This is a genomic window from Streptomyces sp. NRRL F-5122, from assembly GCF_001507435.1.
Classification (GTDB): Bacteria; Actinomycetota; Actinomycetes; order Streptomycetales; family Streptomycetaceae; genus Streptomyces; species Streptomyces lannensis.
The window spans coordinates 127,585-153,368 of the sequence record NZ_LMWH01000037.1 but is presented as its reverse complement, the minus strand read 5'-3'; the positions used below and the strand labels follow the sequence as shown (position 1 = coordinate 153,368).

Sequence of the window (25,784 nt, the reverse complement as noted above, 5' to 3'; positions counted from 1 at the left end):
ACCGAAGGAATGGCGGCGACCGAGGGCACGGGTGCCGGCGACGAGGCCAGGGCGAGCGAAGGGCTGCTCGTGCCGCCGGGCCACGGACGCGTGGTGCGCACACCGGCCCAGCACGTGACGTTCAAGGTGACGGGCTCGCACTCGCGCACGGCGTCCACGTTCGAGGTGATCGTGCCGCCGGGGTTCGACGTCGGCGCACATGTGCACACACGCAGCGAGGAGCTGTTCTACGTCCTCGAAGGCGAGCTGGACGTGCTCGCCTTCGAACCGCGCGTGCGGACCCCCGACCACTGGCAGAAGTGGGAGTCCCGCTCGGGCACCCGGGTGGTGCGGGCGACCCCGGGCACGATCATCGTCGTCCCGCCGGGGTGCCCGCACGCCTTCGCGAACCCCACGGAGACCCCGGCGAAGATGTTCTTCCAGGCCTCCCCGCCGCCCGATCACGAACGGTACTTCGAGGAGCTGCTGGAGATCCTGGGGCAGGAAGGACCACCGGACCACGAGGCGATCGAGGAGCTGCGCAGGCGGTACGACATCGAGCAGCTGACGCCGCTCAGACACCGTTGACTAGCGGATCGGCAGCCCCGAGAGGGTGCGCGCGATCACCAGCCGCTGGATCTCGCTCGTGCCTTCGAAAATGGTGTAGATGCCGGCGTCGCGGTGCATCCGCTCGACCGGGTACTCGCGCGTGTAGCCGTTGCCGCCGAGGATCTGGATCGCCTGGGCGGTGACCTTCTTGGCCGTCTCACTCGCGAACAGCTTCGACATGGAGCCCTCGGCCGCCGTGAACGGCCTGCCGTTGATCGCCATCCACGAGGCCCGCCACACCAGCAGCCGCGCCGCGTCGATCTGCGTGCGCATGTCGGCGAGCTGGAAGGCCACGCCCTGGTTGTCGATGATCGGCCGCCCGAACTGCTCGCGTGTCTTCGCGTAGTCCAGCGCCACCTCGTAGGCCGCACGGGCGGTGCCCACGGCCATCGCGCCCACGGCGGGACGGGACGCCTCGAACGTGGCCATGGCGGCGTTCTTCACCCGCTCGCCGCCCGCCTTCGCCTTCTCCCGGGCCCTGGCGAGCCGCTCGTCCAGCTTCTCCTTGCCACCGAGCAGGCAGGAGCCGGGGACACGCACGTTGTCGAGGATCACCTCGGCGGTGTGCGAGGCACGAATGCCGTGCTTCTTGAACTTCTGGCCCTGGGCGAGGCCCGCCGTGTTCGGCGGGACGATGAAGGACGCGTGGCCCTTGGAGCCCAGCTCGGGGTCGACGACCGCGACGACGACGTGGACATTGGCGATCCCGCCGTTGGTCGCCCAGGTCTTTGTGCCGTTGATCACCCACTCGTCCTTGGCCTCGTCGTACACGGCGCGTGTACGCATGGACCCGACGTCGGAGCCGGCATCGGGCTCCGAGGAGCAGAAGGCTGCCACCTTGACGTCGTTCGGGTCGCCGTACATCTGGGGGATCCAGGTGCCGATCTGCTCCTCGGTGCCGTTGGCGAGGACGCCGACGGCGGCGAGGCCGGTGCCGACGATGGACAGGGCGATGCCCGCGTCACCCCAGAACAGCTCCTCCATCGCCACGGGGATGCCGAGGCCGGTGGGGTCGAAGTACTGCTGGGCATAGAAGTCGAGGGAGTAGATGCCGACCTTCGAGGCTTCCTGGATGACCGGCCAGGGAGTCTCCTCACGCTCGTCCCATTCGGCGGCCGCGGGGCGGATCACATCGGCCGCGAAGCCGTGCAGCCAGTCCCGGACCTCCTTCTGTTCGTCGTTGAGCTCCATGGTGAACTCGGCCATGTCCCCTCCAGCGCTGCGCTAAGCTGTTACTTGCGGTAACCGCAGTCTGTTACTCACCAGTAGGAAAGTCAACTCCCCGGCCGGAGCCGAGGGTCTTCGGCGGGTGGTCGGCAGCTCGTTCGATACCGACCTGCCTTTCAGTGTTAGTTTGCGCAGGCGTCACCGATACAGCACGGGTGGGGAGAGATCATGGAGACCACGCAGCGGGCCGATCAGCAGCGGTCCGCCGACCGCCGACGGCGCGAGCTGCTGGAGGCCGCCGACCGGGTGGTGCTGCGCGACGGCCCAGGGGCCTCGATGAACGCCATCGCCGCCGAAGCAGGCATCACCAAGCCGATCCTCTACCGCCATTTCGGCGACAAGGGCGGCCTGTACGCCGCTCTCGCCAAACGCCACACCGACGCGCTCCTCGACTCGCTGCGGGCGGCACTGGACGCCCCGGCCGAGCGAAGGGAGCGGGTCGAGGCCACGCTGGACACCTATCTCGCGGCGATCGAGGCCCGTCCGCAGGTCTATCGCTTCCTGATGCATCCGGCGGAGGGCGGTACGCCGAGCGACCAGGGCTTCGACACGAGCCGGCACTCCATCCCGGTACTGCGCCGGATGGGTGAGGAGCTGGCCGTGTTCATCGAGGAACGGCTGGACCTCGGGCCGGGCAGCCACCAGCTCGCTCGGGTCTGGGGACACGGCATCGTCGGGATGATGCACGCGGCCGGCGACTGGTGGCTCGGCGAGCGGCCCTGCTCCCGCGCCGAGTTGGTGCGTAGCCTGGCGGACCTGCTGTGGGGCCGGCTGGCCGCCGCCGGGGACCGCGTGGGCGGCCCGGGGTTCTGAGCGAGCGCCCGGCGACGGCTCTGCCGGGGCCGGGCGCACCCGCGCGAGGACGATCGGCACGGACCGGCGCCGCTAACGGGGCCCGGCGGCGGCCCGGCCGCCCCAGGACGCCCTGGCCGCCTGCCGCATCACCCGGCGCTGCCGGCGGCCGTCGAGCCGGTCGACGTACAGGCCTCCGTCCAGGTGGTCGCACTCGTGCTGCAGGCACCGGGCGAACCACCCCGTGCCGTGCACCGTGAGCGGCTCGCCGTCCACCGTGAACCCCTCGACGACCGCATGGTCGTACCGCTCCGTACCCGCTTCGAGGCCCGGCAGCGAAAGACATCCCTCGGGGCCGCGCAGCACCACTCCGTCGGCCTCGACCAGCCGCGGGTTCACCACGTGCCCCAGATGGCGGACGTCCTCGTCGTCGGGGCAGTCGTACACGAACACCCGCAGCGGCTCGCCGATCTGGTTCGCCGCCAGCCCCACCCCCTGCGCGGCGTACATCGTGGCGAACATGTCCTCGACGAGCCGGGCCAGTTCGGGGCCGAAGCCGGTGACCGGCTCGCAGGGGTTGCGCAGCACCGGTTCACCGAGCAGGGTGACGGGCCTCACGCGCCCTCGGGCGCCCGGGATCGAGCCATGTCGCATGGCGGCAAGGGTACGGTCCTCAAGGCGGCGCGAACGTCGGCGTGGTGCCACGATTCGGGTGCGTGAACGGATCTCGATAGGCTGAGGTCCACACGTTGCCGGGACAGGGCGCGGCGCCGTATGCAAGGAGGATCGAGAACTGATGGCAGACAACTCGGACCCGCTGACGCCGCGGGCCAAGCTCGCCGTGACCGCGGGCAGGGCGGTCGCTGCGGCATCTCGCGCCGCCGGACGCGGAAGCGGATCGGTGATCGGCGGCCGAGTCGCACTCAAGCTCGACCCCGACCTGCTCGCCCGGCTGGCCCAGAACCTGGACGTGATCCTGGTCTCGGCCACCAACGGCAAGACCACGACCACCCGGCTGATCGCCGAGGCGCTGCGCGCCGCGGGCCCGGTCGTGTCCAACGCGCTCGGCGCCAACATGCCCGCGGGCATCACCTCGGCGCTGGCCGGCGGCTCGGACGCCAAGTTCGGCGTCATCGAGGTCGACGAGAAGTACCTCGCCGGCGTCGCCCGGGACACCGACCCGAAGTGCATCGCGCTGCTCAACCTCTCCCGCGACCAGCTCGACCGCGCCGCGGAGACCCGCATGCTCGCCGAGAACTGGCGCGAGGGCCTTGCCGGTTCCAAGGCCGTCGTGGTCGCCAACGCGGACGACCCGTTGGTCGTCTGGGCCGCCTCCTCCTCGCCCAACGTGGTCTGGGTCGCCGCCGGGCAGATGTGGAAGGACGACGCCTGGTCCTGCCCCTCCTGCGGCGGTGTGATGCAGCGCCCCGGCGACGACTGGTACTGCGGCGAGTGCGGCTTCCGCCGGCCGACCCCGTCCTGGGCGCTGTCCGGCGACCACGTCCTCGACCCGCACGGTTCCGCCTGGCCGATCCACCTCCAGCTGCCGGGCCGGGCCAACAAGGCCAACGCCGCAAGCTCGGCCGCGGTGGCCGCCGTCTTCGGCGTGCCCCCGCAGGTCGCCCTGGAGCGCATGTACCAGGTCCAGGCGGTGGCCGGGCGCTACGACGTCGTCCAGTTCCAGGGCCGCGACCTGCGCCTGCTGCTCGCGAAGAACCCGGCCGGCTGGCTGGAGACCTTCTCGCTCATCGACCCGCCGCCGACCCCGGTGATCCTCTCGGTGAACGCCCGCGGCGCGGACGGCACCGACACCTCCTGGCTGTGGGACGTCGACTACACGCGGCTGACCGGCCACCCGATCTTCGTCATCGGCGACCGCAAGCTGGACCTCGCCGTGCGCCTGGAGGTCGCGAACCAGTCCTTCCAGGTCTGCGAGAACCTCGACCAGGCCGTCCAGCAGGCACCGCCCGGCCGGATCGAGGTCATCGCGAACTACACGGCCTTCCAGGACCTGCGCCGCCGCGTCGGCAACTGACGACTAAGGACGATCTTCGATGAGTGACAACAGCCTGCGTCTGGTGTGGATCTACCCGGACCTGCTCAGCACCTACGGCGACCAGGGCAACGCCCTCGTCGTGGAGCGCCGGGCCCGTCAGCGCCGACTCGACGTGGCACGCCTGGACGTACGCAGCGACCAGCCCATCCCCACCTCCGGCGACATCTACCTGATCGGTGGCGGTGAGGACCGTCCGCAGCGGCTCGCGGCGGAGCGGCTGCGCCGCGACGGCGGCCTGTACCGGGCCGTCGAGAACGGTGCGATCGTCTTCTCGGTCTGTGCGGGCTACCAGATCCTCGGCCACGAGTTCGTCAACGATCTCGGACAGCGTGAACCGGGTCTCGGCCTGCTCGACGTGGTGTCGGTGCGCGGCGAGGGCGAGCGGTGCGTCGGCGACGTGCTCGCGGACATCGACCCGCGCCTCGGCCTGCCCCAGCTCACCGGCTTCGAGAACCACCAGGGCGTCACCCACCTCGGTCCCACCGCCCGCCCCCTGGCACAGGTACGGCTCGGCCGGGGCAACGGCACGGGCGACGGCACGGAGGGCGCGTACAACGACACGGTCTTCGGCACGTACATGCACGGGCCCGTCCTCGCCCGCAACCCGCTGATCGCGGACATGCTGCTGAAACTGGCGCTCGACGTGAACGCGCTGCCGCCGGTCGACGACCGCTGGTACGAGGCCCTGCGCACCGAGCGCATCGCGTCGGCCGAGCAGCCCGCCTAGGCCGCGCCTAGGCCCTGTCCCGCCGGCCCGGAAACGGCCCGAGGGCGTGCGCGCCGGCCGGGCCGACGGGCGGGACCGGCCCGTCTGACGGTCTGTCCGCACAGCTGAGCGGGTGCGTCCAGCAGGCGGACGCACGGTGCGGCCCCACACCCCTCCGCCGGTAGGCTGGCAGGGATCGAACCGGACAGCGTGGTCCGGTCCCCGGCCCACGTGGAGAAGGTATTTCGGGCTATGCGCATTGGTGTCCTCACCTCCGGCGGTGACTGCCCCGGCCTGAACGCCGTCATCCGGTCCGTCGTGCACCGCGCCGTCGTCGACCACGGCGACGAGGTCATCGGCTTCCGCGACGGCTGGAAGGGCCTCCTGGAGTGCGACTACCTCAAGCTCGACCTCGACGCGGTGAGCGGCATCCTGGCTCGCGGCGGCACCATCCTCGGCTCCTCCCGGGTCCGCCCCGAGCATCTGCGGGACGGTGTGGAGCGGGCCAGGGGCCATGTCGAGGAGCTCGGTCTCGACGCCATCATCCCGATCGGCGGTGAGGGCACGCTCAAGGCGGCCCGGCTGCTGTCGGACAACGGTCTGCCGATCGTCGGCGTGCCCAAGACCATCGACAACGACATCGCCGTCACGGACGTCACCTTCGGCTTCGACACGGCCGTGGGCGTGGCGACCGACGCCCTCGACCGGCTGAAGACCACCGCCGAGTCCCACCAGCGGGTACTGATCGTCGAGGTCATGGGCCGGCACACCGGCTGGATCGCGCTCCACTCGGGCATGGCGGCCGGCGCCCACGCGATCGTCGTTCCGGAACGCCCCTTCGACATCGAGGAGTTGGCCGCCCGGGTGGGTGAGCGGTTCGACGCGGGCAAGCGGTTCGCGATCGTGGTGGCCGCCGAGGGCGCCAAGCCGAAGCCGGGCACCATGGTCTTCGACGAGGGCGGCAAGGACGTCTACGGCCACGAGCGCTTCGCCGGTATCGCGCGCCAGCTCTCCGTGGAGCTGGAGGAGCGGCTCGGCAAGGAGGCCCGTCCCGTCATCCTCGGGCACGTCCAGCGCGGCGGCACCCCGACGGCCTACGACCGCGTGCTCGCCACCCGATTCGGCTGGCACGCCGTCGAGGCGGTGCACCGCGGCGAGTTCGGAAAGATGACCGCGCTGCGCGGCACAGACATCCTGATGGTGTCGCTCGCCGAGGCCGTGGAGACGCTGAAGACGGTGCCGTCCGAGCGCTACACCGAGGCCGAGACCGTCCTGTAGACACCGCGGTCCCAGCCGCCCCCGGTCGCGAGCGCGACCGGGGGCGGTTCTACTCTGGTGCGGACAGACAGCGCACACCCCCACGAATCAGGAGCCGGCGGATGGATCACAGCGGGCACGGCATGACCACGGATCTGCCGCCGTTCACGCTGGGACGGGGTCTGGAGTGGTCCACGGACCCTTTCTTCCTCGTCGCCTGCCTGGCCGGGCTCGCACTGTACGGCTGGGGTGTCGCACGGCTGGTCCGGCGTGGCGACAAGTGGCCCGTGGGCCGCACGATCGCCTACACCGTCGGCGTGCTGATGGTGATGCTGTCCATGTGCACGAAGCTGAACGACTACGGCATGGTCATGTTCAGCGTGCACATGGTGCAGCACATGGTGATCAGCATGCTCGCCCCGATCCTGATCCTGCTGGGCGCGCCGATCACCCTGGCGCTGCGCGCGCTGCCGACCGCGGGCCGCGACCGCACGGGTCCGCGCGAACTGCTGCTGATGCTGCTGCACAGCCGCTACATGCGGATCATCACCCACCCGGCCTTCACGATCCCGCTGTTCATCGCCAGCCTGTACGGCCTGTACTTCAGCCCCCTGTTCGACTTCCTGATGGAGTCCAAGGCCGGGCACATCGCGATGATGGTGCACTTCCTCGCCGTCGGCCTGGTGTTCTTCTGGCCGATCATGGGCATCGACCCGGGGCCGCACCGCCCCGGCCATCTGATGCGTATGCTGGAGCTGTTCGCGGGCATGCCGTTCCACGCGTTCTTCGGAATCGCGCTGATGATGGCCTCCACGCCGATGGTCACCACCTACGAACACCCGCCCGCCTCCCTCGGCATCGACGCGCTCGCCGACCAGACCTCGGCGGGCGGCATCGCCTGGGCGTTCAGCGAGGTCCCCTCGGTGCTCGTCCTCCTGGCCCTCCTCTTCCAGTGGTACGGCTCCGAACAGCGGCAGGCCAAGCGGATGGACCGGGCCGCGGACCGCGACGGCGACAAGGAACTCGAGGCGTACAACGCCTATCTCGCCTCACTCAACGCACGCGGCAACTGAATCCTGGTGTCCCACACGTCCGCCGAGGAGGCACGACTCCGGGGGCGCGCCGAGTGCGCGCGGCGGACGCAGGAGATCCGGGAAAGGCTCGCGGAGATCCGCAGCGCAGCCGTTCGTCGACAGGGCCACATGCAGTAGCGGGACTGCCTGGACCTCCCGGCGCTGCGGGTGGCGCGGCTGGTGTCCTGCGGGGGAACCACGACCAGCGGCTATGACCCGTCCCGCCACGAATCGGCCCCGTGGACGGGCGGAGCTGCCTGGAAGTCCGGAACTCATCTGGTCGTCTGCACCGTGCGCAGGCAGAACGGGAGGCACCATGGAAGGCGACGAACCATGAGGAGGGTGTTGCGATGCCCGGTTCCACAAAGGCGATGGGGGTGCTCACCGTAGGTGGGCTCGTGGTGGTGACGGCCTACACGGTGGCGCTCGGCGGCAACGGCTGGCTGTGGTTCGGCTGGATCGTGCTCGGCCTGATCACCCTCGGCATGGTCGCCACCCGCAATTCCTGAGGGTCACTGCCGGGGGAACCGACCCGCCGAGTGCACCCCCGGCTGGTACTTGGGCAGCCGGGCGGTGATCTTCATGCCTGCACCCACCGCGGTCTCGATGACGAGCCCGTGGTCGTCGCCGTACACCTGGCGCAGCCGGTCGTCCACGTTGGACAGGCCGATGCCGCCCGACGGGCTGATCTCTCCGGCGAGGATCCGGCGCAGCAGTTCGGGGTCCATGCCCGCGCCGTCGTCCTCGATGACGACCAGAGCCTCGGCGCCCGTGTCCTGCGCGGTGATGCTGATGTGCCGTTTGTCGGCCGTCCCCTCCAGGCCGTGCTTGACGGCGTTCTCCACCAGCGGCTGAAGACACAGGAAGGGCAGCGCGACCGGCAGCACTTCGGGGGCGATCTGAAGGGTGACCGAGAGACGGTCGCCGAAGCGGGCCCGCACCAGCGCCAAGTAGTGGTCGATGGCGTGCAGTTCGTCGGCGAGCGTGGTGAAGTCGCCGCGGCTTCTGAAGGAGTAGCGGATGAAGTCGGCGAATTCCAGCAGCAGCTCTCGGGCCCGCTCGGGATCCGTGCGTACGAACGAGGCGATCACGGCCAGCGAGTTGAAGATGAAGTGCGGGGAGATCTGCGCGCGCAGGGCCTTGATCTCGGCCTCGATCAGCCGCGTTCGGGACTGGTCGAGGTCCGCCAGCTCCAGCTGCACGGAGACCCAGCGCGCGACCTCGGCGGCCGCCCGGACCAGCACGGCGGACTCCCGGGGCGCGCAGGCCACCAGCGCGCCGTGCACCCGGTCGTCGACCGTGAGCGGGGCGACGACGGCCCAGCGCAGTGGGCAGTCCGGCTCGTCGCACCGCAGGCGGAAGGCCTCACCGCGGCCGATCTCCAGCGGGCCGACGAGCCGGCCCAGCACCTCGTCGCGATGGTGTTCCCCGGCACCGTCCCAGGCCAGCACCGCCTCCCTGTCGGTGAGGCACAGCGCGTCCGTGCCGAGCAGTGTGCGCAGCCGGCGTGCGGACTTGCGGGCCGTCTCCTCGGTGAGCCCCGCACGCAGCGGCGGAGCCGCCAGGGAAGCCGTGTGCAGGGTCTGGAAGGTGGCGTGCTCGACGGGTGTGCCGAGCCCGCCGAGGCTCTCCGGGCGCGCGGTGCGCCGCCCCAGCCAGAACCCGGCGGCGAGCAGTGGGAGCACGGCCACGCACAGGCCCGCGAGGAATCCGCTCACGCCTTCACCTCCGCCCGCAGTTCCTCGGGCAGATGGAACCGGGCCAGGATCGCGTCCGTCTCGGCCGGCACCCGCCCCGGCGTCGCCAGTGACACGAGCACCATGGTCAGGAATCCGAGCGGCACCGACCAGAGCGCGGGCCAGGCGAGCAGGGCGTGCAGGGTCCCGGTGCCCGGATAGGCGGCCATCGTCGCCGTGACGGCGACGAACGCGGAACCGCCCCCGACCAGCATGCCCGCAGCGGCCCCGGGCGGGGTCAACCGGCGCCACCAGATGCCGAGGACGAGCAGCGGGCAGAACGACGACGCGGACACGGCGAACGCGAGCCCCACCGCGTCGGCGACGGGGAGCCCTCCGACGAGGACGCTCGCCGCCAGCGGCACCGCCATGGCCAGCAGCGTGCCGAGCCGGAAGTGGCGTACGCCCCGCGACGGCAGTACGTCCTGGGTGAGCACTCCCGCCACCGCCATGGTCAGTCCCGACGCCGTGGACAGGAAGGCCGCGAACGCCCCGCCCGCCACCAGTGCGCCCAGCAGGTCCCCGCCGATTCCGCCGATCATCCGGTCGGGCAGCAGCAGCACCGCGGCGTCCGCGTCCCCGGTGAGGGTGAGTTCGGGGGCGTAGAGCCGCCCGAGAGCCCCGTAGACGGGCGGCAGGAGGTAGAAGGCGCCGATCAGGGCGAGCACGGCGACCGTGGTGCGCCGGGCTGCGACACCGTGGGGGCTGGTGTAGAAGCGGACCACCACGTGCGGCAGCCCCATGGTGCCCAGGAACGTGGCGAGAATCAGTCCGTACGTGGCGTACAGCGGGCGTTCCTCGCTGCCGGATTCCGGGGATGTCGACATGTCGCTGTTGTCACCGCCGTCGGCGACGGGGACGCGGTCGCCCTTGCCGAAGGCGAGCCGGGTACCGCGTTCGACGTGGTGGACGCCCGGGGCCAGGTCCACGCGCTGCTCCGTGTACCGCCGGCCGTCGACCGCGCCCGTCGCCGTGACGTCCAGCCGGCGGGACAGCTTCAGATCGAGGCTCTCGTCGATCCGCACCACGCGGTGGTCACGGAAGGCCGGCGGTTCGGCGAAGGCGCCGCGCGGTGCGCCGTCCCCCTGCCAGGCCAGCACCAGGAAGAGCGCGGGCACCAGCAGAGCGGTGAGTTTGAGCCAGTACTGGAACGCCTGGACGAAGGTGATGCTGCGCATACCGCCGGCGGCGACGGTCGCGACGACCACGACCGCCACGATGATCCCGCCGAGCGGGTCGGGCGCACCCGTGAGCACCGTCAAGGTGAGACCCGCGCCCTGGAGCTGGGGCAGGAGGTACAGCCAGCCGACGCCCACGACGAAGGCCCCGGCGAGTCTGCGCACGGGATGCGAGGCCAGCCGGGCCTCGGCGAAGTCCGGCAGCGTGTAGGCACCGGAGCGGCGCAGCGGGGCGGCCACGAACAGGAGCAGGACGAGATAGCCCGCGGTGTAGCCCACCGGGTACCAGAGCATGTCGGGGCCCTGGACGAGGACAAGACCCGCGATGCCGAGGAAGGAGGCGGCGGAGAGGTACTCACCACTGATCGCTGCGGCGTTCAGACGGGGCCCGACCGTGCGGGAGGCGACGTAGAAGTCGGACGTGGTGCGGGAGATCCGCAGCCCGAAGGCGCCGACGAGGACCGTGGCGAGCACGACCAGGGCGACCGCGGGAACGACGTAGTTCTGGTTCACGACGGTCCCTCAGCGGTCCTCGACGAGCCGGACGAAGTCTCTTTCGTTGCGCTCGGCGCGGCGCACGTACCAGCGGGCGAGCAGGACGAGCGCCGGGTAGAGGCAGAATCCCAGCACCACCCATTCGAAGCCCGCGTTCCGAGTGGTGGCGAACACCAGGGGAAGTGGCCCCACCAGGAGGACCAGCACGGTGAACACGACGACGGCCACCCTCAGCTGACTGCGCATCAGGGAGCGGACATAGGTGTGGCCGAGCGTGGTCTGCTCGTCGATCTCGGTACGCGGCCGGTAGTACCCGGAGGTCCTGCGGGTACGCCGGGGCGGACCCGTGACGACGACACGCCGTTCGGTGGGGTCCTGGGGCACGCCGTTGCCCCTCACCGGCCGGTGGTCCGGCGCATGAGCAGGTCCCGCAGCTCACGGGCGTGACGCCGGCTGACCTGGAGTTCGAGCGAGGCGACGAGGACGCTCACCGTGCCCGCGTCCAGGCGGAGTTCGTCGACATGACGCAGGGCGACGAGGTGGCGGCGGTGGATGCGGACGAACCCGCGCGTACGCCAGCGCTCCTCCAGGGTGGACAGCGGGATGCGGACGAGATGGCTGCCGTGGGCGGTGTGCAGGCGGGCGTAGTCCCCGTGCGCCTCCACGTGGGTGATGTCCTCGACCGGCACGAACCGCATCACACCGCCGAGCTCCACGGATATGTGGTCCGGGTCGGGTTCGTGCACGGGTATCAGCGGCGTGGCCTCCCTCAGTTCCGCGGCCCGGCGCACGGCCTCGGCGAGCCGTTCGCGGCGCACCGGCTTGAGGACGTAGTCGACCGCCTTGAGGTCGAAGGCCTGTACGGCGAATCCCTCGTGGGCGGTGACGAACACCACCAGTGGCGGCCGGGCGAACCCGGTCAGCAGCCGGGCCATCTCGAGGCCGTCGAGTCCCGGCATGTGGATGTCGAGGAAGACCACGTCGATCGCGTCGGGGCCGGCAGGCCCTGTTTCCAGGGCACGGTTGATACGGCGCAGCGCCTCCGTCGCGTCGCTCGCGCCCTCCACGCTCCCGATCCGCGGATCCGCGTGCAGCAGATACAACAACTCCTCGAGAGAGGGGCGTTCGTCGTCGACGGCGAGGGCGCGCAGCATGAACGTGGAGTGTAGGAGCATTCCGCACGTGTGGACATGTGCGCAGCATGGACGTTCTCGCTGGATACAGTGCCCGCATGAACAGCAGGCCAGCGCCGTTCGACGAGCTCGACCGGAAGATCGTCACCGCTCTGATGGCGAATGCCAGGACCAGTTTCGCCGAGATCGGCGCTGCCGTCGGCCTGTCGTCCACAGCGGTCAAGCGCCGGGTCGACCGGCTGCGCGAGACGGATGTGATCACCGGGTTCACGGCCACGGTCAAGCCGTCGGCGCTGGGCTGGCGCACGGAGGCGTACGTCGAGGTGTACTGCGAGGGCGCGGCGCCGCCCCGCAGGCTGGCGGAGGTCGTGCGCAACCATCCGGAGATCACGGCCGCCATGACTGTGACGGGCGGCGCGGACGCCTTGCTGCACGTGCGGGCGCGGGACGTGGAGCACTTCGAGGAGGTGCTGGAACGCATCCGCACGGAGCCGTTCATCCGGAAGACGATCAGCGTGATGGTACTGTCCCATCTGCTCCCGGAGAGCCCTGAGGCGGGCGCGAGCAACGTCGCCCCCGACAGCGCAGCAGACGTGCGCTGACCAGCCCGAAGACGCATCATTCATGCGTCGACGCGCAGCCATCCTTGCTTGTCGGCCATCCCCGCCGCTTCCTACCTTGGTCTCACCCAGTCAACGCCCCAGGAAGCGGAGGAACCCCTCTGTGCCCGACATCCGTGTGCCGCGGCGACGGCGCTTCCTCGTCTGCGAACCCAGACACTTCGCCGTGCAGTACGCGATCAATCCCTGGATGCATCCCGACCTGCAGGTGGACGTGGATCTGGCCCGGGACCAGTGGCAGTCGCTGATCCACGTCTATCGCGACCACGGCCACACCGTGGACACCTTGGAGCCGGTGCCCGGTCTCCCGGACATGGTGTTCGCCGCCAACTCCGCGGTCGTCGTCGACGGCCGCGTCTTCGGCTCCCTGTTCCACGCGCCCGAGCGGCGTCCCGAGTCCCTTCACTACGAGACGTGGTTCAAGGCGGCCGGCTACAGCGTCCATCGCCCCGAGTCCGTCTGCGAGGGCGAGGGCGACCTGGTGTGGACGGGCCGCTATGTGCTCGCCGGCACCGGATTCCGTACGACCCGCGAGGCGCATCGCGAGGTCCAGGAGTTCTTCGGGCACCCGGTGATCAGCCTGACCCTGGTCGACCCGTACTTCTACCACCTGGACACGGCGCTGTTCGTCCTCGACGACGACAACATCGCGTACTACCCCGAGGCGTTCTCCCCCGGCAGCCGCGAGGTCCTCGCCCGGCTGTACCCGGACGCGGTGCTCGCCACCCACGACGACGCCATGGCCTTCGGCCTCAACTCCGTCTCCGACGGACGCCATGTCTTCATCGCCCCGAAGGCCGAGGCGCTGGCCGCCCGGCTCACCGAGCACGGCTACGACCCCGTCCCCGTCGACCTGTCGGAGTTCCAGAAGGCCGGCGGCGGCATCAAGTGCTGCACTCAGGAGATCCGTCCATGACCGCACCCGCCCGTACCCGCTCGTCCGCCGAGCTGATCCGTGCCGAGGAGCCGGTCCTCGCGCACAACTACCACCCGCTTCCGGTGGTCGTCGCCCGCGCCGAGGGCGCCTGGGTCGAGGACGTCGAGGGCCGCCGTTACCTCGACATGCTCGCCGGCTACTCCGCCCTCAACTTCGGGCACCGCAATCCGGTGCTGATCGAGGCGGCTCACCGCCAGCTGGACCGGCTGACCCTCACCTCGCGCGCCTTCCACAACGATCAGCTCGCCGAGTTCGCCGAGTCCCTGGCCGCGCTCACCGGCCAGGACATGGTGCTGCCGATGAACACGGGCGCGGAGGCGGTGGAGAGCGCGGTCAAGGTGGCCCGCAAGTGGGCGTACGAGGTCAAGGGCGTCCCGGCCGACCGGGCGACGATCGTCGTGGCGTCCGGCAACTTCCACGGCCGCACGACGACGATCGTCAGCTTCTCCACGGACGAGACGGCACGCTCGGGCTTCGGCCCCTTCACACCGGGCTTCCGGATCGTTCCGTACAACGACCTGCCCGCGCTGGAGGCGGCGGTCGACGACACGACGGCGGCCGTGCTGATCGAGCCCATCCAGGGCGAGGCGGGCGTGGTCATCCCCGACGAGGGATACCTCGCGGGGGTGCGTGCCCTCACCAGCCGGGCGGGGTGCCTGTTCATCGCCGACGAGATCCAGTCGGGCCTCGGCCGCACCGGCCGCACGCTGGCCGTGGACCACGAAGGGGTCGTACCGGACGTCGTGCTGCTCGGCAAGGCGCTCGGCGGCGGCATCGTGCCGGTGTCCGCGGTGGTGGCGCGCCGGGACGTCCTCGGCGTGCTGCGGCCCGGGGAGCACGGCTCGACGTTCGGCGGGAACCCGCTGGCGGCGGCGGTGGGCTCCGCGGTGGTGGGCCTGCTCGAGGCGGGCGAGTTCCAGCGGCGGGCGGCCGAGCTCGGCGTGGTGCTGCGGGACGGGCTCGCCGCGCTCGTCGGCAAGGGCGTCGTCGGCTTCCGCGCCCGCGGGCTGTGGGCCGGTGTCGACGTCGACCCCGCGATCGGCACGGGCCGCGAGATCAGCGAGCGGCTCATGCGGGAGGGAATCCTGGTCAAGGACACCCACGGTTCCACGATCCGCCTGGCCCCGCCGCTGACGATCACCGACGCGGAGCTGCGGTCGGCCCTGGAGACGCTGGAGAAGGCGCTGGCCGCCTGACCCGACGCGGCGCCCCGGGCGGTACCCGACCGTCCCGGGCGCCGTGCCCGCGTACTGGCCCCGGGCGCGCCCATATCCCGTTGCGGCGCCCGGGACGGTTCCCCGACAGTGAGCGGATGACTCTCACCGTGCGCCCGGCCGCCCTCGACGACGTCACCGGCCTGTGCGAACTCCTGAACGCCGTCGATCTGGCCGAGATCGGGCGGCCGGAGACCGATCCGCACACCGTCGAGTCCGATCTGCGGCGTCCGGGGGTCGACCTCGCGCGGGACTCATGGGTCGGGGTCGACGGGGACGGCCGGTTCGTGGCCTACGGACTGCTGTGGGACGTGGCCCGAGGAGAGCGGATCGACGTCGACCTGTACACGCTTCCCGACGAGGACGCGGCGGGCCGGCGGCTGCTGGAGCTGATGGAGGACCGGGCGGCGCAGAAGGCCGCGGAGAACGGTGTCCCGAGCGCCGTGGTGCACCTGTACCTCAACTCCTCCCCCACCCTGGACACGACGCTGCTCGACGCCCGCGGCTGGCGGGTGATACGGCGGTTCAACGTGCTCACCGCCCCTTGTCGGCGGACGGGGACCCGCTGCCCGTGCCCGACCCGGTGACGGGCGTGACGCTGCGCGAGTGCCGCACGGACGCCGACCGCCGGCGTGTGCACGAACTGCTGGACGCCGCCTTCGCCGACCACTTCGAGTACCACCCGCGCCCCTACGAAGAGTGGCTGGCGAGTCTCGGCAGCGACCGGACCGACTGGTCACTGGTGTGGATCGCCTCCTTGGCCGGCCTCGGCGACGCGGGCGTCCTCATGGCGAGGAACGACGACACGAGCATGGGCTGGATCCGCCATCTCGGCGTCCTGGAGGCGGCCCGGGGCCGCGGGATCGGCAGCCACCTGCTACGGCACGCCTTCGGCGCCTTCGCGGCCCGTGGACGGGACACGGTGGGCCTAGGCGTCGACACGCAGAACACCTCCGAGGCGCTGCGGCTGTATATGCGCCACGGCATGACCCTGCACTACGCCGTGCACACCTGGCAGGTCGAACTGCCGGTCAGGGCCACAGCCCGGTGAGGTCGAGGGCCTCGGCGGGCGTCCGCGCACAAGCGACGCCGGGCAGATCCCGGCCGTCGGCGTCCACCGGACGCCAGCCGTCGCCGAGCTGCACCACCGGCACACCGCCCCGGCGCATCGCGAGCGCCAGCTCCGAGAAGGTCCCCCAGGATCCGCCGACCACGACGACGGCGTCCCCGCTGTGGACGATGACCGCGTTGCGCGCCTGCCCCATACCGGTGGCGATCGCGACACTCAGATCGGGCCCCGCACCCGTGCGATCGGCGCCCGGCAGCACTCCGACCACCAGACCGTCGCGGGACCGTGCGCCCGCCGCGACGGCCGCCATCACCCCGCCGTGCCCACCGCAGATCACCACCGCTCCGCGCTCGGCGAGCAGCCGGCCGAGCTCGTGCGCGAGGTCCCACTCCCGCTCGCCGCACCGCGCCGGCCCGCACACCGCCACCTGCACCGCCATGCCGGCCCACCTCCCGCGGGCACGTTACGCCCGGCGGACCGCCACGGCCCACAGCCTCACCGGGGCCCCGGTCCCGCAAGGTGCCGGGGTCGCCGAAGGTCCCCCGCGCGGGTGCATGGCCGCGTGTGTGAGGACCGCTCGGCGGTGAGGCCTCCCCCGGCCACGAGGAAAGCCGGGTGATTCTTCCACCATGACCTTTCAGAGTCCCGCCGAGCGCGGCGGTCCGCGGCGAGGCAGATTCGAGGAACTCGCGGAGAAAGTCTCCAATTTGACGAGCTCCCCGCTCTTCTTCCTGATCTGCCTGGCCCTGGTCGGCTTCTTCGTCTCGGCCCATGTGGCGAAGCTGCCGCTGGAGTGGCTCCTGCTCGCCGGGGAGTCCATGACGGCGGTCACGCTGCTCCTCCTCGCGCTGCTCAAGAACTCGGAGATGCGGGCCGAGCACGCCGTTCAGCGCAAGCTCGATGCCATCGCGCGAGCGCTTCTGGAAATGAACGATGGCAAAGACAGCCCCGCCATGGAACAGCTCAGGAAGTCGATCCGCATGGAGGAGGAGACATAAGGCGGCCCGTGCGCCCGGGACTCCGCCGATATGCAGGGGAATCCGACTCGTGCCAGGCTGAACGGGGGCGGAGTTGCGCCCCTGTCTCACCTCGTCGAGGAGTGAGCCGACATGACCGATCGGGAACATGACCGGTACGCGGATGAATCGGGCCACCTCAAGGACATGACAGAGGAGACCCTCGGCGCCCAGGAGCAGGAGCGCCAGGAACGTCAGCACCGGCAGGACGCGCGACGGCAGGACGGCCGCCGGACGGAGGAGAGGACGTTCTCCCTCGAGCAGGGGGACGACGAATACCGGTGACCTCCCGCTCCGCGACATCCACACGCTTCGTGCGGCCCGCCCCGGCGGGCCGCACGAAGCGTGTGCGGCCCGCCGATCTCACTGTCGGACCGTCAGAAACATCGCCAACGGGGCGAGTCCGGTCCGACGCGGTTCCGGCGGACCGCACCTGACCCTAGACTCCCCACGACAGTCCGGTTGAGCTGCTAGAACGCGGCGGTGGAGCCGATCCGCTGGAGTGAGGAGCACCCCTTGTTCTACTACCTGCTCAAGTACGTGGTTCTGGGACCCCTGCTGAGGCTGGCCTTCCGGCCGCGCATCGAAGGCCTGGAGCACGTACCGGCGGACGGTGCGGCCATCGTGGCCGGCAACCACCTCTCCTTCGCCGACCACTTCCTCATGCCCGCGATCCTGAAGCGTCGCATCACCTTCCTCGCGAAGGCCGAGTACTTCACCGGGCCGGGCATCAAGGGCCGCCTCACCGCCGCCTTCTTCCGCAGCGCCGGGCAGATCCCGGTGGACCGCTCCGGGAAGGACGCCGGGCAGGCCGCCATCCGCGAGGGCCTCGGTGTGCTGCACAAGGGCGAGCTGCTGGGCATCTACCCGGAGGGCACCCGCTCCCACGACGGCCGCCTCTACAAGGGCAAGGTGGGCGTCGCGGTGATGGCCCTCAAGGCCGGGGTCCCCGTGGTCCCCTGCGCGATGATCGGCACGTTCGAGGCCCAGCCGCCCGGACAGGTCATCCCCAACATCCACCCGGTGGTGATCCGTTTCGGCAAGCCGCTGGACTTCTCCCGGTACGCCGGCATGGAGAACGAGAAGGCCATCCTGCGCGCCGTCACCGACGAGATCATGTACGCCATCCTGTCGCTCTCCGAGCAGGAGTACGTCGACCGCTACGCAGCCGCGGTCAAGGCGGAAGAGGCCGAGGACACGGCGCAGAAGGCCGGCAGGTTCCCCCGGATGCCGCTGAGCTGACCGCGGCCCGCACCCCGGGACACCGCGCCCCCACGGCGAACAGGGGCGTTTGCGTGTCCGTTTTGGGCATTTAATTCTTATTGCGACACTAATGGCTATTTAAGTCATTGGGGCCTCTTGAGCTGAACTGCCGCTTAAGTACATCAAGAAAGCGGCATTACTGTTCCCTGAATCACGTCCATTCCCGCTTTGCACAGAACGTGATGCACTTCACTTACGAAGCTCGCTAGTGCTTTATCCGGTCCTTACTGCCCAGATTTCCCGGGGCAAAGGGGACCCTGCACTGCTCGGTCCCCACTAGCCTGCTTAGTAAGGAGGGTAATTGCTTAGTAATTTGCGGCGGCTAAGAATGACTCCGCCGCAGCGCGCCGCTAACCGAAATGCGGGGCTGTTTGTCGACGGGAATCGGCAGCTGCGGACAGGCAATCGCTAGAACGAGGTCCGCACCATGCCTATTCCTGCTTCTCACCGAAAGGCCCGGGTCCGGCGACTCGGGGGTCGAACCACCGTTGTCGGCATGTTCGCCCTGTGCTGCACGGCCGTGCTGAGCACCGTCCAGGCCAACGCCGCACCCGCCGCCAAGGCTGTGGCCGGGAACTCCGTGCCCACCCACACCGTCCAGTACGGCGACACCCTCTACCGGATCGCCCGCTCCGCGCACGTGGCGGGTGGCTGGCAGGCCCTCGCCGAGGCCAACAAGATCTCCAGCCCCTACACCCTCGTGCCCGGCCAGGTCCTGAACCTGTCCTCGTCCGGCGGCGACTCCGGCTCGTCCGCTGAGGCCTCCTCGACCACCTACACCGTCCAGCCGGGCGACACGCTGTACCGGATCGCCCGCACCTACCAGGTGCCGGGTGGCTGGGAGGCCCTCGCCGAGGCCAATGACATCTGGTCCCCCCGCCATCTCGCGGTCGGTCAGGTCCTGACCCTTCCCGACGGCTCGACCTCGCCCGACTCCGGCGACAGCGCGACCTCCACCCCCGCGAAGACCGCCACCCCCGCGAAGACCGCCACCCCGGCGAAGACCGCCACCCCCGTGAAGGCCGCCACCCCGGCCAAGACCTACGCCAACAACCTGGACGGCTGGATCCGTGAGTCGCTGGCCATCATGGCCCAGCACGGCATCCCGGGGTCCTACAACGGCATCTACCGCAACGTCATGCGTGAGTCCTCCGGCAACCCCAGGGCCATCAACCTGTGGGACTCCAACGCCGCCGCCGGCATCCCCTCCAAGGGCCTGCTGCAGACGATCCAGCCCACGTTCAACGCGTACCACGTGGCCGGAACCTCGTGGGACATCTACGACCCGGTCGCCAACATCACCGCCGCGTGCAACTACGCGTACCACCGCTACGGCTCGATCGACAACGTCAACGGTCCCTACTGACACTCCCCGCGGTGCCCCTGACGGCATCGCTCGGGGTACGACGAGGGGGCGGCCGGGATCCCGGCCGCCCCCTCGCGTTTTTGCCCCGTTACGGCTTCGGGGTGGCGTGCGGCGTGCACGTCACGTCGGAGCCGTCCGTCCTTCCGGTGAGCAGGTAGGTGTCCACCCGGTTGTTGATGCACGGGTTGACCAGACCGGTCACGCCGTGGGAGCCCGCGCCCTTCTCGATGATCAGGCGGGAACCCTTGAAGCGCTGGTGCAGTTCGACCGCGCCGTCGAACGGCGTCGCGGCGTCACGCGTGGACTGCACGATCAGTACGGTCGGCAGCCCCTTGCCGGTCTTCACGTTCACCGGGGTCTGCTGCTTGACCGGCCAGGTGGCGCACGGCAGGTTCAGCCATGCGTTGGCCCACGTCATGAACGGGTAGTCCTTGTGCAGCCGGCTGTTGTCCCGGTCCCACTTCTGCCAGCTCGTGGGCCACTTGGCGTCGGTGCACTCGACGGCCGTGTAGACCGCGTTGCCGTTCTCCGAGGAGATGTTGCCCGCCGTGTCCGACAGGTCGGGCGCGGCCGCGTCGACGAGCGCCTGGGTGTCACCGGCGACGTACTGGCTGAAGACGGTCGCGACCGGCACCCAGGAGGAGTCGTAGTACGGGGCGCTCTGGAAGAAGGAGATCAGCTCGGCCGGGCCGACGACGCCGCCGATCGGGTGCTTCTTCGCCGTGGCACGCAGCTGAAGCCACTTCGCCTGCACCGCGGCACGGGTGGTGCCCAGGTGGAAGGAGGCGTCGTTCGTCGCGACCCAGTCCTCCCAGTCCTTCCAGCGGCCCTCGAACGCGACGTCCTGGTCGAGGTTGGCCTCGTACCAGATCTTCTCGCGCGACGGGTTCACCACGCTGTCGACGATCATGCGGCGGACGTGGCCCGGGAACATCGTGCCGTAGACGGCGCCGATGTACGTCCCGTAGGAGACGCCCAGGTAGTTGAGCTTCTTCTCGCCCAGCCCGGCGCGGATGACATCCAGGTCGCGCACGGTGTTGGGCGTGGTCATCTGCTGCAGCATCGCGCGGCCGGTGCGCTCGAGGCATCCCTGCGCGTACTCACGGGCGAGCTTGCGCTGTGCCGACTTGTCCGCCTCGGTGTCGGGGACCGGGTCGGCCTTGGGCGCCTTGACGAACTCCTGCGGGTCCGCACACGAGATGGGCGCCGAGTGGCCGACACCGCGCGGGTCGAAGCCGACGAAGTCGTAGGCCTTCGCCACGTTGGCCCAGATCGGGTTCTTGCCGGTCACCCGGGTGGGGAAGCGCAGCCCCGAGCCGCCGGGCCCGCCCGGGTTGTAGACGAGGGCGCCCTGGCGCTCCTGCTTGGTGCCCGTGTTCCCGATACGGTCGACCGCGAGCTTGATCTGCTTGCCGTCCGGGTGGGCGTAGTCGAGTGGAACGGTGACCCAACCACACTGGATGGGCTTCACCAGACCCCAGTCGGCCGGACAGTCCTTCCAGTCGATCCCGGCCCTGGCCGCACGCGCCGCGGCGATCGCGGCGCCGCGTGCCTCCCGGTCCTGGCCGTGGCGCGTGTCGGCGGTGGCCGACGGTGCCGCCACGGCCCCGGCTATCAGCGTCGCCGTGACGAGCGCCCCCGCGGAAGCGAGCGCGGTGACCCGTCGCGTCGGTCTGAATCCCCTCAAGTGGGACCTCCCCCTCCAAGGTTTCCTATGGGTATGTGGATCCTTCCGTCTGTGAGGTCCCTGAGAACAGGGGTCACTTGACTTTCTTTGCCAATCCGATAAGCGGTATGTCACTCTCCGTTGAGCGGAGAAGAGGACTCAACTCAGGTCGCGCAACGCACCGTCCAGGACGTGTCTCAGGCGCAGCGCGTCGGGCGCGACCGCGGTGACGAGCACGGCGGGACCGGCGAGCGGGCACAGCGCGGCGCACTCGCCGAGCGGTCTCGCCGCGACCGGTGCGTCGACGAACTCCGGGCGGACCACGAGGAGTTGACCGAGAGCCCGATGGCCGGCCAGCACGGCCGGCCCGTCCCATCCGCCCGGGGCGCCGGGCCCGCAGGACAGCTCCTGGTCGAGCAGCGGCCGCCCGTCCAGACGTACGGCGAGCCGGCTGGTGAGCCGCCCCGGTTCCTCGCCGAAGCGGCCGAGGACCTGTTCCTCGCGGTACACGAGACGAGCGCCCGAGGCGAGCCGAATACGTGTGGTGACGGTCAGCTCACTGCCCCGCGCCGAGATCAGCTGCTCCGGCAGCCAGTGCAGCTCTGCCCCCGCGGCCACGTCCAGACGGACCTCGTAGCGGGCCTCCTCCTTGGTCTGCCCGGGCAGGGCGATGGTGGCGGCTGACGAGCCGAGGCGCAGCCGGGCGCCGTCCGCCGCCTTCGCCTCGACCGTGAAGCGGTCGCCGCCGAGCGGTCCGCTCATCGCACCGACGAGCAGGACGCGCGCCTCGTCCCCGCTCGCCCGGGTACGGCGCACTGCGAGCGGACCCTCGCCTTCGAGCACCGGCAGGGATGTGCCGCCCCGCCCGTCCCCCCGGGCCACGATCCGCGCGGCGGCCCGGACCCCCGTACTCACGCCGTCCATGCCGCCAGCCGCGCCCGCACCCAGTCGGCGACGGCGGTGACGCCCGCCTCGGTGCGCAGCGACTGGAACACGACCGGCAGCTGCGCCCGCTGCGCCTTCGCGTCGGCGGCCATCCGGGCGAGGTCGGAGCCGACGTAGGGTGCGAGGTCGGTCTTGTTGACGACGAGCAGATCGGCCGTGGTGACCCCGGGACCGCCCTTGCGTGGAATGTCGTCCCCGCCCGCGACGTCGATGACGAAGATCTGGGCATCGACGAGCCCCTTGGAGAACGTGGCCGTGAGGTTGTCGCCGCCGGACTCGACCAGGACGAGATCGAGCGGGCCGGTGTCGTCCTCAAGGTCCTCGACGGCCTCGAGGTTGGCGGAGATGTCGTCCCGGATGGCGGTGTGCGGGCAGGCCCCCGTCTCGACGGCGGCGATGCGCTCGGGCGGCAGTACGGCCTCACGCAGTAGGAACGCGGCGTCCTCCCGGGTGTAGATGTCGTTGGTGACGACACCGAGCGCCACTTCGTCGCGCAGGGCGCGGCACAGTGCGGCCACGGTCGCCGTCTTGCCCGAACCCACCGGGCCGCCGAGCCCGATCCGCAGGGCACGACGGGTGCCGTCCGGCCGTCGGGCGTCGGCGCCGACGGCCGACGGGCCGTCGTGCAGATGGTCGAGGTGCATGGTTGCTGCTCCTGTTCAGCCGGGGTCGGCCGGCATCGGCCGTCCGGCGCCCGGAGGCGGAACGGCAAGATCGGTGAAGGTCGGGGGCAGAGCCCGGGTCAGGACGCGAACAGACGTACAGGCCAGGCGGCATGCGCTTCGGCGCCGATCTCGAGGAGCGGGGCGGATGCCGCAGGCAGGGCGTCGGCCCCCTGGTCCAGCACCCGGTGCGCGGCTCGGACCGCCTGGTCGGCGACCCGGTCCACCTCGGACGCAAGCCGCGCCAGCACAGCTGTGGCCTCGAAGGGATCCAGGCTGAGCAACCGCACCGTCGCAGTTGCCGGTCCGCCGACGCACTCGTACGCCGCACAGTGCGCCGCGTCGGCCGCCCCGAGCCCGGCGGCACGTGCCACCAGCCCCAGCACGACGGGTTGGTGCGCCCCCTTGGGGAACTCCCGTGCCAGCGCGTCCAGTTCCGTGGCGGGCCAGGCCGGCCGGGCGGCCCGCAGCAGCTGCCGTCCCAGCCTGCGGGCGGCGGCACGCAGGGCGGGCGACGGGGACCGGGCGTCCGCGGCCGCGTCCAGGACGACGGGGTCCGCGCCGAGTGCGGCCGCCGCGGCCAGCGCGGCCGACACCAGCCCGGTCGTGTGCAGACGCCCTCTGCAGAACTCCTCCAGACTCGCGGCCCCGGTGACCCGCCCGGCGCGCACGGCCGCCTCCGCCCCGCCGGAGTGCGCGTGCCCGCCGGCGGGGAAGCGGCCGTCGGCCAGGACCAGAAGCGCTGCCCTGGACATCAGAAGAGGAAGTACCGCTGGGCCATGGGAAGTTCGGCGGCCGGCACCGCCTGGACCAGCTCCCCGTCGATGTGTACGGCGAAGCTGTCCGGGTCGACCCGCACGTGCGGACGTGCGTCGTTCTCGCGCATGTCCGCCTTGGTGACCCGCCGTGTCGACTCGATGGCCACGAACTTCTTGCCCAGCGTGAGCCGTTCGGGCAGTCCGTCCTCGATCGCCGACGGTGCCACGAAGTTGACCGAGTTCGACGCCGGAGCCCGCCCGATCGCCCCGTACATCGGCCGCGGCAGGATCGGCTGCGGCGTGGGGATGGACGCGTTGGCGTCGCCCATCTGGGCGTAGGCGATCTGGCCGCCCTTGATGACGAGGTGGGGCTTCACGCCGAAGAACGCCGGCTCCCACAGGACGAGGTCGGCGAGCTTGCCGGTCTCGACGGAACCGATCTGATGGGCGAGGCCCTGCGCGAGTGCCGGGTTGATGGTGTATTTGGCGACATAGCGACGCACCCGGTGATTGTCCGCGCGGTCGTCACCCGGGAGCGCGCCGCGCCGTCGCTTCATCACATGAGCCGTCTGCCAGGTCCGCATGATCACCTCACCGACCCGGCCCATGGCCTGGGAGTCGGAGGAGATGATCGAGATCGCGCCCAGATCATGAAGGATGTCCTCCGCGCCGATCGTGGACGGCCGGATCCTGGATTCGGCGAACGCCAGGTCCTCCGGCACCGCAGGGTTGAGGTGGTGGCACACCATCAGCATGTCGAGGTGCTCCTCGGCCGTGTTGACGGTGAACGGACGGGTCGGGTTCGTCGAACTGGGGAGCACGTGCGGCTCGGACACCACGGTCATGATGTCCGGAGCGTGGCCGCCGCCCGCCCCCTCCGTGTGGTACGCGTGTATGCCGCGCCCGTTGACGGCCGCGAGGGTGTCGCCCACGAATCCGGCCTCGTTGAGCGTGTCGGTGTGGATGGCCACCTGGACGCCGGTGCGCTCGGCGACGGTCAGGGCGGCATCGATGACGGCCGGCGTGGAGCCCCAGTCCTCGTGCAGTTTCAGCCCGAGCGCGCCGCCGCGGATCTGGGAGAGCATCGCCTCGTGCGAGACGGTGTTGCCCTTACCGAGGAGACCGAGGTTGACCGGGTACTGCTCCATCGCCTCCATCATCCGGGCCAAGTGCCAGGGACCGGGAGTGACCGTGGTCGCCTTCGAGCCCTCGGCGGGTCCCGTGCCGCCGCCGACGAGTGTGGTGACACCCGAAGCCAGCGCCTCTTCCGCCACCTGCGGGCAGATGAAATGGACATGGGCGTCGACGGCGCCCGCCGTGACGATCCGCCCGTTGCCCGCGATGATCTCCGTCTCGGGGCCGATCACCAGGTCCGGGTGCACTCCGTCCATCGTGTCCGGATTACCGGCCTTGCCGATGGCGCTGATCCGGCCGTCGCGGATGCCGATGTCGGCCTTGACGATCCCCCAGTGATCAATGACGACGGCACCCGTGACCACGGTGTCCGGGGTCCCGTCCGCACGCGTGGCGCGCGACTGCCCCATGGACTCACGGATGACCTTGCCGCCGCCGAACACGGCCTCGTCCCCGGCGAGTCCGGGCCCGCCCGAGCGGTCCTCCTCGATCTCGACGATCAGATCGGTGTCGGCGAGCCGGATGCGGTCCCCCGTGGTCGGCCCGAACAGATCGGCGTACGCGGCACGCGAGATCTCAGGCATCGAGGGCACCTCCGGTCTCTCCGCGCAGGCCGGGCACCACACGGGCGCCCCTGATCGGGACGAGTTCCACGTCGACGGGGATTCCGGGCTCGAAGCGCACCGCGGTCCCGGCCGCGATGTTCAGCCGTCTTCCGTGCGCGGCGGCGCGGTCGAACTCCAGGCCGGGGTTGGCCTCGGCGAAGTGGTAGTGGGATCCGACCTGGACGGGCCGGTCGGCGGCGTTGAGGACGGTGAGCCGGGTGACGTCGAGGCCCTCGTTGCAGAGCACGGGCTCGTCGGCGAACAGGATCTCTCCGGGAATCATGGCCG

At 70.6% G+C, this 25,784-nt stretch carries 29 protein-coding genes; 16 read left to right on the top strand and 13 right to left on the bottom strand.

From position 1 onward, the window contains the following. The first annotated feature begins 9 nt into the window (after positions 1-9). A complete protein-coding gene (locus tag ADL25_RS06855) occupies positions 10-567 on the top strand; it encodes a cupin domain-containing protein (RefSeq protein WP_107116532.1) in 558 nt (185 codons plus the stop codon). Here the strand turns inward: ADL25_RS06855 and ADL25_RS06850 are convergent, their stop codons facing one another. Next, positions 568-1,794: an acyl-CoA dehydrogenase family protein gene (locus ADL25_RS06850; protein WP_059126733.1), complete on the bottom strand. Its 1,227-nt coding sequence runs from the start codon at positions 1,792-1,794 to the stop codon at positions 568-570. A gap of 189 nt (positions 1,795-1,983) precedes the next feature. Between ADL25_RS06850 and ADL25_RS06845 the strand changes: the two genes are divergently transcribed. Continuing rightward, on the top strand, positions 1,984-2,628 hold the full coding sequence (locus ADL25_RS06845; RefSeq protein ID WP_059126732.1) for a TetR family transcriptional regulator: 645 nt from the start codon (positions 1,984-1,986) through the stop codon (positions 2,626-2,628). A gap of 72 nt (positions 2,629-2,700) precedes the next feature. Here the strand turns inward: ADL25_RS06845 and def are convergent, their stop codons facing one another. Continuing rightward, positions 2,701-3,261, bottom strand: a complete 561-nt coding sequence (def, locus tag ADL25_RS06840) for a peptide deformylase (RefSeq protein WP_059126731.1) — start codon at positions 3,259-3,261, stop codon at positions 2,701-2,703. Between the two features lie 142 nt (positions 3,262-3,403). Between def and ADL25_RS06835 the strand changes: the two genes are divergently transcribed. From ADL25_RS06835 to ADL25_RS47935, 5 genes are all read left to right on the top strand, one after another. Beyond that, positions 3,404-4,642, top strand: coding sequence for a MurT ligase domain-containing protein (locus ADL25_RS06835; protein WP_059126730.1), 1,239 nt, complete (start codon positions 3,404-3,406; stop codon positions 4,640-4,642). Positions 4,643-4,661: 19 nt separating this feature from the next. Next, on the top strand, positions 4,662-5,390 hold the full coding sequence (locus ADL25_RS06830) for a type 1 glutamine amidotransferase (RefSeq protein WP_059126729.1): 729 nt from the start codon (positions 4,662-4,664) through the stop codon (positions 5,388-5,390). 231 nt (positions 5,391-5,621) lie between these two features. Next, positions 5,622-6,647, top strand: coding sequence for a 6-phosphofructokinase (locus ADL25_RS06825; protein ID WP_059126728.1), 1,026 nt, complete (start codon positions 5,622-5,624; stop codon positions 6,645-6,647). Between the two features lie 101 nt (positions 6,648-6,748). Then, positions 6,749-7,699 carry a cytochrome c oxidase assembly protein gene (locus ADL25_RS06820; RefSeq protein ID WP_059126727.1) on the top strand — a complete coding sequence of 317 codons (951 nt, stop codon included), beginning with the start codon at positions 6,749-6,751 and terminating at the stop codon, positions 7,697-7,699. Between the two features lie 350 nt (positions 7,700-8,049). Next, the gene (locus ADL25_RS47935; RefSeq protein ID WP_107116531.1) at positions 8,050-8,208 is read left to right on the top strand and encodes a hypothetical protein; all 159 of its coding nucleotides are present in this window, start codon (positions 8,050-8,052) and stop codon (positions 8,206-8,208) included. Positions 8,209-8,211: 3 nt separating this feature from the next. Here ADL25_RS47935 and ADL25_RS06815 read toward each other — a convergent pair whose 3' ends face one another. Genes ADL25_RS06815 through ADL25_RS06800 form a run of 4 tightly spaced genes read right to left on the bottom strand, consistent with a single transcriptional unit; the run spans position 8,212 to position 12,262 of the window. Beyond that, complete coding sequence (locus ADL25_RS06815) at positions 8,212-9,417, bottom strand: sensor histidine kinase (RefSeq protein ID WP_059126726.1); 1,206 nt, start codon at positions 9,415-9,417, stop codon at positions 8,212-8,214. After that, entirely contained in the window at positions 9,414-11,126 is a 1,713-nt protein-coding gene (locus ADL25_RS06810; protein WP_059126725.1) for a cation acetate symporter, read from the bottom strand. Before ADL25_RS06810 ends, ADL25_RS06815 begins: the two co-directional genes overlap by 4 nt. A 9-nt stretch (positions 11,127-11,135) precedes the next feature. After that, entirely contained in the window at positions 11,136-11,492 is a 357-nt protein-coding gene (locus ADL25_RS06805; protein WP_059126866.1) for a hypothetical protein, read from the bottom strand. 11 nt (positions 11,493-11,503) lie between these two features. Continuing rightward, the gene (locus ADL25_RS06800) at positions 11,504-12,262 is read right to left on the bottom strand and encodes a LytR/AlgR family response regulator transcription factor (protein WP_059126865.1); all 759 of its coding nucleotides are present in this window, start codon (positions 12,260-12,262) and stop codon (positions 11,504-11,506) included. A 77-nt stretch (positions 12,263-12,339) separates the two neighbouring features. Here ADL25_RS06800 and ADL25_RS06795 point away from each other — a divergent pair, with 77 nt between their 5' ends. The 5 genes from ADL25_RS06795 to ADL25_RS51790 all read left to right on the top strand — a co-directional run bounded on the left by ADL25_RS06795 (position 12,340) and on the right by ADL25_RS51790 (position 16,063). After that, a complete protein-coding gene (locus ADL25_RS06795; protein ID WP_059126724.1) occupies positions 12,340-12,843 on the top strand; it encodes an Lrp/AsnC family transcriptional regulator in 504 nt (167 codons plus the stop codon). Positions 12,844-12,964: 121 nt separating this feature from the next. Then, a complete protein-coding gene (ddaH, locus tag ADL25_RS06790) occupies positions 12,965-13,777 on the top strand; it encodes a dimethylargininase (RefSeq protein WP_059126723.1) in 813 nt (270 codons plus the stop codon). Continuing rightward, positions 13,774-14,994: an ornithine--oxo-acid transaminase gene (gene rocD, locus ADL25_RS06785; protein WP_059126722.1), complete on the top strand. Its 1,221-nt coding sequence runs from the start codon at positions 13,774-13,776 to the stop codon at positions 14,992-14,994. Before ddaH ends, rocD begins: the two co-directional genes overlap by 4 nt. Positions 14,995-15,110: 116 nt before the next feature. Further along, complete coding sequence (locus ADL25_RS51795; RefSeq protein WP_319114254.1) at positions 15,111-15,599, top strand: hypothetical protein; 489 nt, start codon at positions 15,111-15,113, stop codon at positions 15,597-15,599. Further along, positions 15,584-16,063, top strand: a complete 480-nt coding sequence (locus tag ADL25_RS51790) for an N-acetyltransferase (RefSeq protein ID WP_324614038.1) — start codon at positions 15,584-15,586, stop codon at positions 16,061-16,063. Before ADL25_RS51795 ends, ADL25_RS51790 begins: the two co-directional genes overlap by 16 nt. On the opposite strand, the gene ADL25_RS06775 is transcribed toward ADL25_RS51790, so the two are convergent. Beyond that, positions 16,044-16,520: a TIGR00725 family protein gene (locus ADL25_RS06775; protein ID WP_059126721.1), complete on the bottom strand. Its 477-nt coding sequence runs from the start codon at positions 16,518-16,520 to the stop codon at positions 16,044-16,046. The genes ADL25_RS51790 and ADL25_RS06775 overlap by 20 nt on opposite strands. Before the next feature lie 190 nt (positions 16,521-16,710). Here ADL25_RS06775 and ADL25_RS06770 point away from each other — a divergent pair, with 190 nt between their 5' ends. From ADL25_RS06770 to ADL25_RS06755, 4 genes are all read left to right on the top strand, one after another. Beyond that, a complete protein-coding gene (locus ADL25_RS06770) occupies positions 16,711-17,079 on the top strand; it encodes a low affinity iron permease family protein (protein WP_059126720.1) in 369 nt (122 codons plus the stop codon). Between the two features lie 111 nt (positions 17,080-17,190). After that, complete coding sequence (locus ADL25_RS06765; protein ID WP_059126719.1) at positions 17,191-17,382, top strand: hypothetical protein; 192 nt, start codon at positions 17,191-17,193, stop codon at positions 17,380-17,382. Positions 17,383-17,613: 231 nt separating this feature from the next. After that, positions 17,614-18,339: a lysophospholipid acyltransferase family protein gene (locus tag ADL25_RS06760; RefSeq protein ID WP_059126718.1), complete on the top strand. Its 726-nt coding sequence runs from the start codon at positions 17,614-17,616 to the stop codon at positions 18,337-18,339. 517 nt (positions 18,340-18,856) lie between these two features. Then, a complete protein-coding gene (locus ADL25_RS06755; protein ID WP_059126717.1) occupies positions 18,857-19,726 on the top strand; it encodes a LysM peptidoglycan-binding domain-containing protein in 870 nt (289 codons plus the stop codon). An 88-nt stretch (positions 19,727-19,814) separates the two neighbouring features. Here ADL25_RS06755 and ADL25_RS06750 read toward each other — a convergent pair whose 3' ends face one another. The 6 genes from ADL25_RS06750 to ADL25_RS06725 all read right to left on the bottom strand — a co-directional run bounded on the left by ADL25_RS06750 (position 19,815) and on the right by ADL25_RS06725 (position 25,779). Beyond that, positions 19,815-21,413: an alpha/beta hydrolase gene (locus tag ADL25_RS06750; protein WP_059126716.1), complete on the bottom strand. Its 1,599-nt coding sequence runs from the start codon at positions 21,411-21,413 to the stop codon at positions 19,815-19,817. A gap of 138 nt (positions 21,414-21,551) precedes the next feature. Then, positions 21,552-22,316, bottom strand: a complete 765-nt coding sequence (locus ADL25_RS06745) for an urease accessory protein UreD (RefSeq protein ID WP_059126715.1) — start codon at positions 22,314-22,316, stop codon at positions 21,552-21,554. Then, on the bottom strand, positions 22,304-22,981 hold the full coding sequence (gene ureG, locus ADL25_RS06740) for an urease accessory protein UreG (RefSeq protein ID WP_059126714.1): 678 nt from the start codon (positions 22,979-22,981) through the stop codon (positions 22,304-22,306). The genes ADL25_RS06745 and ureG overlap by 13 nt, the downstream gene beginning before the upstream one ends. A gap of 98 nt (positions 22,982-23,079) precedes the next feature. Then, positions 23,080-23,754 carry an urease accessory protein UreF gene (locus ADL25_RS06735; RefSeq protein WP_059126713.1) on the bottom strand — a complete coding sequence of 225 codons (675 nt, stop codon included), beginning with the start codon at positions 23,752-23,754 and terminating at the stop codon, positions 23,080-23,082. Beyond that, entirely contained in the window at positions 23,754-25,475 is a 1,722-nt protein-coding gene (locus ADL25_RS06730; protein ID WP_059126712.1) for an urease subunit alpha, read from the bottom strand. Before ADL25_RS06730 ends, ADL25_RS06735 begins: the two co-directional genes overlap by 1 nt. Next, positions 25,468-25,779: an urease subunit beta gene (locus ADL25_RS06725; RefSeq protein ID WP_059126711.1), complete on the bottom strand. Its 312-nt coding sequence runs from the start codon at positions 25,777-25,779 to the stop codon at positions 25,468-25,470. Before ADL25_RS06725 ends, ADL25_RS06730 begins: the two co-directional genes overlap by 8 nt. Positions 25,780-25,784 lie beyond the last annotated feature (5 nt).

Excerpts from the sequence above, each read along its gene's own strand:
- ADL25_RS06800 (WP_059126865.1), bottom strand. The coding sequence starts at position 12,262 with ATGCTGCGCGCCCTCGCCGTCGACGACGAACGCCCCTCTCTCGAGGAG.
- ADL25_RS06820 (WP_059126727.1), top strand. The coding sequence starts at position 6,749 with ATGGATCACAGCGGGCACGGCATGACCACGGATCTGCCGCCGTTCACG.
- ADL25_RS06825 (WP_059126728.1), top strand. The coding sequence starts at position 5,622 with ATGCGCATTGGTGTCCTCACCTCCGGCGGTGACTGCCCCGGCCTGAAC.
- ADL25_RS06730 (WP_059126712.1), bottom strand. The coding sequence starts at position 25,475 with ATGCCTGAGATCTCGCGTGCCGCGTACGCCGATCTGTTCGGGCCGACC.
- ADL25_RS06765 (WP_059126719.1), top strand. The coding sequence starts at position 17,191 with ATGACCGATCGGGAACATGACCGGTACGCGGATGAATCGGGCCACCTC.
- rocD (WP_059126722.1), top strand. The coding sequence starts at position 13,774 with ATGACCGCACCCGCCCGTACCCGCTCGTCCGCCGAGCTGATCCGTGCC.
- ADL25_RS51795 (WP_319114254.1), top strand. The coding sequence starts at position 15,111 with ATGACTCTCACCGTGCGCCCGGCCGCCCTCGACGACGTCACCGGCCTG.
- ADL25_RS06755 (WP_059126717.1), top strand. The coding sequence starts at position 18,857 with ATGTTCGCCCTGTGCTGCACGGCCGTGCTGAGCACCGTCCAGGCCAAC.
- ureG (WP_059126714.1), bottom strand. The coding sequence starts at position 22,981 with ATGCACCTCGACCATCTGCACGACGGCCCGTCGGCCGTCGGCGCCGAC.
- ADL25_RS47935 (WP_107116531.1), top strand. The coding sequence starts at position 8,050 with ATGCCCGGTTCCACAAAGGCGATGGGGGTGCTCACCGTAGGTGGGCTC.
- ADL25_RS06830 (WP_059126729.1), top strand. The coding sequence starts at position 4,662 with ATGAGTGACAACAGCCTGCGTCTGGTGTGGATCTACCCGGACCTGCTC.
- ADL25_RS06850 (WP_059126733.1), bottom strand. The coding sequence starts at position 1,794 with ATGGCCGAGTTCACCATGGAGCTCAACGACGAACAGAAGGAGGTCCGG.
- ADL25_RS06835 (WP_059126730.1), top strand. The coding sequence starts at position 3,404 with ATGGCAGACAACTCGGACCCGCTGACGCCGCGGGCCAAGCTCGCCGTG.
- ADL25_RS06845 (WP_059126732.1), top strand. The coding sequence starts at position 1,984 with ATGGAGACCACGCAGCGGGCCGATCAGCAGCGGTCCGCCGACCGCCGA.
- ADL25_RS06735 (WP_059126713.1), bottom strand. The coding sequence starts at position 23,754 with ATGTCCAGGGCAGCGCTTCTGGTCCTGGCCGACGGCCGCTTCCCCGCC.
- ADL25_RS06795 (WP_059126724.1), top strand. The coding sequence starts at position 12,340 with ATGAACAGCAGGCCAGCGCCGTTCGACGAGCTCGACCGGAAGATCGTC.
- ADL25_RS06770 (WP_059126720.1), top strand. The coding sequence starts at position 16,711 with ATGACCTTTCAGAGTCCCGCCGAGCGCGGCGGTCCGCGGCGAGGCAGA.
- ADL25_RS06725 (WP_059126711.1), bottom strand. The coding sequence starts at position 25,779 with ATGATTCCCGGAGAGATCCTGTTCGCCGACGAGCCCGTGCTCTGCAAC.
- ADL25_RS06855 (WP_107116532.1), top strand. The coding sequence starts at position 10 with ATGGCGGCGACCGAGGGCACGGGTGCCGGCGACGAGGCCAGGGCGAGC.
- ADL25_RS06745 (WP_059126715.1), bottom strand. The coding sequence starts at position 22,316 with ATGGACGGCGTGAGTACGGGGGTCCGGGCCGCCGCGCGGATCGTGGCC.
- def (WP_059126731.1), bottom strand. The coding sequence starts at position 3,261 with ATGCGACATGGCTCGATCCCGGGCGCCCGAGGGCGCGTGAGGCCCGTC.
- ADL25_RS06775 (WP_059126721.1), bottom strand. The coding sequence starts at position 16,520 with ATGGCGGTGCAGGTGGCGGTGTGCGGGCCGGCGCGGTGCGGCGAGCGG.